Consider the following 7417-nt stretch of genomic DNA (forward strand, 5'->3'; position numbering starts at 1 on the left):
TCGTTATTGCTTTGTTCGTTGTTCATCTGTTCGGTGGCCATGATCGACCTCAGGATTTGGCGAGGCGCAGCGCGACGCAGCCGTCCATCACGAAGCGGCTGATGGCGTAGCGGCCGAGGGGCAGTGCAATGCGGCGCTCAAAACGCCCCTGCGGCAGCTCGAGCCGGTGGATGCGGGCGTTGCGGAGCTCCGGCGGGAGGGTGCGCTGGCCGGAGATGACGAGAACGCCGTCATGGATGACCGTCTCGACATTGTCCGGGTTGACCCCGGGAAGTGCCACCAGGATCAGGAGCTCACGCTCGGTCTCGAGCACGTCGATCGGCGGCTCCCAGCAGGCTTCCTGACGGCCGAACTGCTGGCGTAGCCGGTCGGCGCGGGTCAGCGAGTCCAGGGCTTCGGACAGCATCCAGTCGAGGGGATTCTTGGGTTGCATGATGTAGGCTCAGGGGTGGGAAAGCCTGCATATGGGGCCGGTTCCGAGGAAATCCAGTGCGAGGGCGCTGATGGGCCATGCACCGTCGTGCGATCCAAAAAAGCAAACGCCGCGGCCTGGGCCGCGGCGTTGCGTCATATGTCGATTGGGCGGGGGTCAGGCCGCCGCACGGTACTCTTCTTCGGCCTCGAGGTTGATCACGGAGGTCGCGAGCTCGGTCAGCGTGTGGTCGGTCGCCTCTTCCTCGTCCAGCGTCTCCTGCAGCAGCCTTGCCGCGTCCTGCATGCCGAGCTCCTCGGCCCAGGTGCGCAGCGTGCCGTAGCGCGAGATCTCGTAATGCTCGACCGCCTGCGCGGCCGCGAGCAGGCCCGCATCGAGTGCCGGCGCACCCTTGAAGTCCTTCATGATCTCGGCACCTTCGTCGGTGATGCCGTTGATGGCCTCGCACGGCTTGCCGCGTGCCGGCTTGCCCAGCATCTTGAAGATCTGGTCCAGCCGCTTGACCTGACCCTGGGTCTCGCGGAGATGCTTGTTGAAAGCGGCTGCCAGCTCTTTCGACTGGGCTGCCTTCGCCATCTTCGGCAAGGTCTTGATGATCTTGTTCTCGGCGAAATAGATGTCCTTCAGCGTCTCCAGGAACAGGTCGCTGAGCATCTTCGGCGCCTGACGCGGGCGGCGCGCCGCGGCCTTCTTGGCCGGGGTCTTCTTGGTGGTGCGTTTGTTCGCTCGTTTAGCCATACGTCCTCCTCATGAGGCGACACGGGAAGGCCTCGCCTTCCTTCAATCCTCGGCGATCAAAACCTCCGGAGAACGAAAAGTTCCAAACTGCAACCCGTGCTCGCTCAGGTCGGGCGCTTGTAGGGATCTTCCTGGCGCTGGCGCTCTTCGGTCGCCCGATCCAGCCGTGCCCGTTCGCTGCGGCGCAGATGGCCGGCCTTCATCACCCCATAAACGAGAGCCCCGCCGAGCACGAAGGCGCCGATGAACCAGAGCCAAAGCATCTGGGCCGAGGCGTGGCCCAAGAGCATGCTCACTCCGCTGTCGCTCATGATTGGTCTCCACCGATGGTCATTGCGGTCATGCTGAGCTAAGTCGGCGGCCGAAACCTCGTTCCATGCGGGCCGGTTCGTGATGCGCTAAGCCAGCGGTCGGCGTGCCGGCGTCGCCTTCGGCTCGCCGCCCGGGGCGGTGAAGTCGCCAGCTTTGCTCGAGGCCCGCAGCCATATCGTCACCTCGCCGCTGGCATCCTGCAGCGACCGGCCGAACTTCCTCTGGCCGCGGAAATGGGACGCTTTCGCTTGCACTGCGATATTGCTTTGACGTACTTCCGGTCCAGCAGACCCTTCGACAGGAAAGCGACATGTCGATGACAGCGGACGAGCTCGCCAAAAGACAAGCCATCATCGACGCCTGCCGCCGCATGAACGCGCTCGGTATCAACCAGGGCACCTCGGGCAACATCAGTGTCCGCTATGCGGACGGCCTGTTGGTCACGCCGACCAGCGTGCCCTATGAAAACATGACGCCGGACCAGATCGTCTTCATGGCCATGGGCGGCTCCCATGCGCCCGGCCAGAAGCCGTCGAGCGAATGGCGCTTCCATCGCGACATCCTGAAGTCGCGGCCAGACGTCCACGCTGTCGTGCATGCCCACCCGACCTATTGCACCATCCTGGCGATCATGGGCATGGAGATCCCGCCGGTACACTACATGATCGCCGCGGCGGGCGGCGACAGCATCCGCTGCGCGCCCTACGCGACGTTCGGGACGGCGGAGCTGTCCGAACATGCGGTGCGGGCGCTGGAGGGCCGGCTTGCGTGCCTGCTCGATCATCACGGCATGATCGCGATCGGCAAGACGCTGGACAAGGCGATGTGGCTGGCGGTCGAGGTCGAGACGCTGGCGCGGCAATATCACGGCTGCCTCCAGATCGGACGTCCGCCGCTGCTCCCGAGCGAGGAGATCGAGCGGGTCCGTCAACGCATGGCGGGCTACGGCCTGTCGGAAGGGTAGGGCGAGCCAAAGGTGTTCGTGCGGCTCAGGCATCTTCTCGATCGCAGAAAGACGAACCGCACCATGGTTCGGCTGCGCGCCCTGTTGCGCAGCAACGAGTTGTACCTGATCCCGCTGGCGCTCGTGATCGGCACGCTCGCGGGTGCCGTCGTGACGCTGATGGCCCACATCGCCCAGATCGCGCATGTCGTGATCTACGGCATTCCCGTTGATGTCCACCTGTCGGCCCACGCACGCGTCAGTCCGTGGGCGGCATTGATCGCCCCTGCACTCGGCGGGCTTTCGCTCGGCATCATGGAATGGTCGCGGCGGCGTATGAAGATATCGAACGCGGTCGATCCGATCGAGGCGAACGCGTTGCGCGGGGGCAATCTGTCGATGCGCGACAGCGTGGTGGTCGCCGGCCAGACCCTGATCTCGAACGGCTGCGGCGCCTCCGTCGGCCTCGAGGCGGGCTACACCCAGATCGGTTCGGGCATGGCCTCGCTGATCGGCAAGTTCTTCAATCTCCGCCGCAACGATCTGCGCCTGATGGTCGGCTGCGGCGCCGCCGCCGCGATCGCGGCCGCGTTCGGAGCGCCGATCACCGGCGCCTTCTACGCCTGCGAGCTGATCGTCGGCGTCTATGCCGTCGGCAGCGCCGCGCCGATCCTCGCCGCCTCGCTCGCGGGCGCCTTGACCGCGCAATGGCTGGGCGGCGCGCCTTACTCGCTGGAGATACCGAAGGTCAGCGCCGTCGGCGTCGAGCAATATCTGGCGTTGATCGGGCTCGCGCTCATCACCAGCGGCGTCGGCATCGCCGTGATGCGCTCCTCGCCGATGTTCGAGCGCCTGTTCGTCTGGCTGCCGGTCTGGATCCGGCCTGTGTTCGGCGGCCTCATCGTCGGCGGGTTTGCCATCATCACGCCGCAGGTGCTGGCGGCCGGCCACGGCGCCATGGTGCTCGATCTGTTTCACGATATGACGATCGGACTGATCGCGCTGATCATTGCCTTGAAGGTGACGGCCTGCCTGATCTCGCTCGCGTCGGGCTTCCGCGGCGGCCTGTTCTTCGCCTCGCTGTTCGTCGGCAGCCTGATCGGCAAGTTCTTCGCTGCCGTTCTGCTCCTGATCAGCCCGAACTTCGCGATCGATCCGCTGGTCGCGATGCTGACCGGCATGGCGACGCTCGGCGTCGCCATCGTCGGCGGTCCCCTGACCATGGCGTTCCTGGTGCTGGAGATGACCCGCAATGTCGACGTCACCGCCGTGGTGCTGGCCGGCTGCATCGTCACCTCGATCTGCGTGCGCTTCATGTTCGGCCATTCCTTCTCGACCTGGCGGCTGCATCTGCGCGGCGAGACCATTCGCAGCGCCAACGACGTCGGCTGGCTGCGTAACCTCACCGTCGAGCGCCTGATGCGCTCCGACGTCGGCAAGGTGCCCTCGACCACGACAATCGCCGCCGCGCGCCGCGAGTTCGCGCTCGGCTCGCGGCCGGGCATCGTCATCGTCAACAATGCAGACGAATATATCGGCCTCGTCCTGCTGCCCGATCTGTTCTCCAGCGACCTCGACAGCATCGCCGACGACATTCAGGTGATCGAGCTCGCCCGGCTGATCGACATCGTGCTGATCCCGGAAATGAACGTGAAGTCGGCGATGGCCGTGTTCGACGAGGCGGAGGCCGAGATGCTGGCGGTGGTCGATTCCACCGACAGCCGCAAGGTGGTTGGCTTCCTCACCGAGACCTTCGCCCGCCGCCGCTATGTCGAGGAGATCGACAAGGCGACGAGGGGCGTCCTGGGGGCGCTGTCTTAGGCCCACTATCGGGCGGGTGGGGCCGCAACGACGCAGGCTACGATCCTGCGGACCAGTGGCAGGACCACGAGCAGCGTCGGAAAGGCGACGAGCCAGGACAAGGCCCAGGCGCCCGGCCAGGTCGCCAGGAACGCCGGCGTTGCGCCGAGGCTCCGCAGCGTCGAAATGATCGACACCACCGCCGTCATGAGGATGGACAGTACAAACGGCATCACGACCGGCGCATAGCGTGCCGGCAGCTTACGAACCGCAATCATCTGATTTCTTTCGAAGAAAAGGACGCGTCGATCACGTTGAAACCCGGAAAATGGCATCGATCCCGACGGCGTCGGTTGATGCGTTGGTTCACGTGAAACGCTTACGGCGACCGAAAAACGGCGCGGCTGTTCATTATCCGCTCAGGTTGGACGGTTCAAGCTGGACATGATCGTTCGGTTTAAAATCGTTCAAAGCGCGGCAGATTGCCACGACATGAAACCATTTCAGTGATTTGCGCATTGTAGTTGGTTTGCTTATGTCCCTTTGGGCGAGATTAGAGGAAGGTCGATAATGAATACTGGACCCATGATTTCCGCAGCCCGCCGCAACACGGTGCTGGCCGCGTGCGCGAGCCTCGCCCTGATCGCGGCCTCCGCATCCCCGTCCGCGGCCGCTTCCGCCGGGGCACCAGCCGTCAAGCCGGCTGCCGAGCCGGCCGTTGCCGGCCAGGCCGCGAGCGACGTCACCGATTTCAGCGCAGCCCGGCGCCGCTATCATCATCGACGCGGGGCGAACGCCGCAGGCCTCGCCTTCATGGGCGTGGCCGCGGGTCTGATCGGAGGCGCGATCGCGGAGAGCCGCCGCCGCGAATACTATGAGAACCGCTATTATTACGGCTATGGCCCGCGCCCCTATTACGGCGGGCCGGGCTATTATGGCGGTTCGGGTTACTACGGCGGCGGTCCCGGTTATTACGGTCCCGGCTATGGCTACGCGCCGTACTGAGCGGGCCTGACATATTAAGTCGGCCAAGAGGGCGGTCCTAGGTGCCGCCCTCTTTGTGTCGGTACCCTTGTAGCCCGGGTGAGCGCAGCGATACCCGGGGGCTCGGTCGCAAGGCGCCCGGATGTCGCTTCGCTCATCTGGGCTACGGGATCGGACTGTGTCGGGCTCTGTCAATATCTTCTTGTGGAAATATTCCGCTTTACCGAAATTCGGAAATGACGTATGTGTCGCTCATCCCGGCTCATTCTCGAGGGGCGATCGTGAGGTCGTCATGTTCGCGAGCCGGGCTTGCGGTGGACGCGGCAGCGTCGGGCGCGAAAGGCGCGGGCAGGGAGGGTAGTCCCCGGTGAGCTCGCGGCCGCGCGCGGACGAACGGCGCTGCTAGGTTTCGTCTCGTCTGTAAGTTTCCGGTGCTGTCGACGGCATCGGGAAAACTGCGGCGAAATGGCGGGCCGTGCGTACGGCAAAACCGTGTGGTCCTGGCCGTCGTTGCTACGGTCAAGCTCTTGCGGAGGCGGCAATCGCGTCAACCGGCGCGGCGGCCGGTGAATTCCGTGAGGGCGAGGGAGGCCAGAGGGAAAGTTCGGCTCCCGGGAGAGCGCGGCATAAGCCGTCCGACCATCGCGCAGGGAAGGCCGAGTGATCGGCACCACCTGTATGCTGCTGTGCGGTCTCCTTTGCGCAGTTTTCGCGCAGCAGACCGCGGGTGCGTTGTCAGCACCCGGCCTTCCCTGTGCCCTCTTGGTTTTCAGAGGGGCGACGATAAAGCAAAGCTCGGGCGAATTGCGCCGCGAGGCTGCGAAGGCGTGTCTGCGAGCTGAATGCGTGCCCCAATCTCGATCTCGTTGGGTGGGCAAAGCGCAGCGTGCCCACGCTGCTGTACCCGTATCGAACAGGTGGTGGGCACGGCGCGACGCGCCTTTGCCACCCCAAGGCACCACCACTGGAATGTGCACTGTAGCGGCGCTGGTGGACTCGCCTTCTGCAATCCGGTTCAATGGGCCGCTGAGCAGCCGATCGGGCATGTCCAACATGCCGGGCCTGCCCAGAACATGCGAGAGCCTGCCGCGCCACTTGCGCGAAACGGTCGGGGGTGCTCTTTGCTTGAAAGTTACCCGTGGGCCATTGGCCCCGATCCAGAGAGATGAGATGAGCAAACTCGTTATCCGCGCCGGCGATTTCACCTTCGATGCCCGCTTCGAGGAGCAACTGGCGCCCAAAACCGTCGCCGCCTTCCGCAAGGCGCTGCCGTTCGAAAGCCACATCATCCATGTGCGCTGGAGCGGCGAGGGCGTGTGGATGCCGCTGGGCGATCTCGATTTCGGCGTCGGCTATGAGAACCACACCTCCTATCCCGCGCCCGGCCAGATCATCCTCTATCCCGGCGGCATCAGCGAGACCGAGATTCTCCTGGCCTATGGCGGCGTGCATTTCGCGAGCAAGATGGGCCAGCTCGCCGGCAACCATTTCATCACGCTGACGTCGGGGCTGGAGAACCTGGCGACGCTGGGCAAGAGCGTGCTGTGGAAGGGCGCGCTGCCGATCCGCTTCGAGGAAGTCTGAGTGACGGAGCCCCGCTTCCCCCGCGATCTCCGCGGTTACGGCCGCAACCCGCCGCATCCGCAGTGGCCCGGCAACGCACGGGTCGCGGTGCAGTTCGTCATCAATTTCGAGGAAGGCGGCGAGAACAACATCCTGCACGGCGACCGCGCCTCGGAAGCGTTCCTGTCCGACGTGCTCGGCGCGCAGCCCTGGCCCGGCCAGCGCCATGCCAATATCGAATCCATGTTCGAATACGGCTCGCGTGCCGGCTTCTGGCGGCTGTGGCGGATGTTCACCGCGCGCAACTGGCCGACCACCGTGTTCGGCGTCGCCACCGCGCTCAAGCGCAATCCCGAGATCGTGGCGGCCATGAAGGAGGCGGGCTGGGATATCGCCAGCCACAGCCTGAAATGGATCGAGCACAAGGACATGACCGAGACCCAGGAGCGCGCCGAGATCGCCGAGTCCATCCGCGTGCATACCGAGGCGACGGGCTCGCGGCCGCTCGGCTGGTACACCGGGCGCTCCTCGATCAACACCAACCGGCTGCTGATGGAGGAGGGCGGCTTCCTTTATCTCTGCGACTCCTATGCCGACGATTTGCCCTATTGGGTGAAGGGAGCAAGCGGCAAGCAGCTCATCAT

The 7417-nt window shown here is 64.8% G+C and carries 8 protein-coding genes and 1 pseudogene; 5 read left to right on the forward strand and 4 right to left on the reverse strand.

Annotation, left to right across the window (positions count from 1 at the left end; all coding sequences use genetic code 11):
• Positions 1–49: 49 nt before the first annotated feature.
• From JHD07_RS25390 to JHD07_RS25400, 3 genes are all read right to left on the reverse strand, one after another.
• On the reverse strand, positions 50–433 hold the full coding sequence (locus JHD07_RS25390; RefSeq protein ID WP_024342525.1) for an Hsp20/alpha crystallin family protein: 384 nt from the start codon (positions 431–433) through the stop codon (positions 50–52).
• A 156-nt stretch (positions 434–589) separates the two neighbouring features.
• Entirely contained in the window at positions 590–1171 is a 582-nt protein-coding gene (locus tag JHD07_RS25395) for a ferritin-like domain-containing protein (protein ID WP_291627025.1), read from the reverse strand.
• A 104-nt stretch (positions 1172–1275) separates the two neighbouring features.
• The gene (locus JHD07_RS25400) at positions 1276–1482 is read right to left on the reverse strand and encodes a hypothetical protein (RefSeq protein WP_197949780.1); all 207 of its coding nucleotides are present in this window, start codon (positions 1480–1482) and stop codon (positions 1276–1278) included.
• 311 nt (positions 1483–1793) lie between these two features.
• Here JHD07_RS25400 and JHD07_RS25405 point away from each other — a divergent pair, with 311 nt between their 5' ends.
• Together JHD07_RS25405 and JHD07_RS25410 are read left to right on the forward strand one after the other, a co-directional pair.
• Positions 1794–2447: an L-fuculose-phosphate aldolase gene (locus JHD07_RS25405; RefSeq protein WP_291627030.1), complete on the forward strand. Its 654-nt coding sequence runs from the start codon at positions 1794–1796 to the stop codon at positions 2445–2447.
• A gap of 12 nt (positions 2448–2459) precedes the next feature.
• Positions 2460–4247: a chloride channel protein gene (locus tag JHD07_RS25410; protein ID WP_291627032.1), complete on the forward strand. Its 1788-nt coding sequence runs from the start codon at positions 2460–2462 to the stop codon at positions 4245–4247.
• A 5-nt stretch (positions 4248–4252) separates the two neighbouring features.
• On the opposite strand, the gene JHD07_RS25415 is transcribed toward JHD07_RS25410, so the two are convergent.
• Positions 4253–4504, reverse strand: coding sequence for a DUF2798 domain-containing protein (locus JHD07_RS25415; protein ID WP_291627034.1), 252 nt, complete (start codon positions 4502–4504; stop codon positions 4253–4255).
• Between the two features lie 292 nt (positions 4505–4796).
• Between JHD07_RS25415 and JHD07_RS25420 the strand changes: the two genes are divergently transcribed.
• From JHD07_RS25420 to JHD07_RS25430, 3 genes and pseudogenes are all read left to right on the forward strand, one after another.
• Positions 4797–5231 carry a hypothetical protein gene (locus JHD07_RS25420; RefSeq protein WP_291627036.1) on the forward strand — a complete coding sequence of 145 codons (435 nt, stop codon included), beginning with the start codon at positions 4797–4799 and terminating at the stop codon, positions 5229–5231.
• 1149 nt (positions 5232–6380) lie between these two features.
• A complete protein-coding gene (locus tag JHD07_RS25425; protein WP_014493672.1) occupies positions 6381–6794 on the forward strand; it encodes a DUF3830 family protein in 414 nt (137 codons plus the stop codon).
• Positions 6795–7417, forward strand: a pseudogene (locus tag JHD07_RS25430) (polysaccharide deacetylase family protein); the annotation flags it as partial.

The organism is Bradyrhizobium sp. (genome assembly GCF_016462955.1).
In the GTDB taxonomy this organism is placed as follows: domain Bacteria; phylum Pseudomonadota; class Alphaproteobacteria; order Rhizobiales; family Xanthobacteraceae; genus Bradyrhizobium.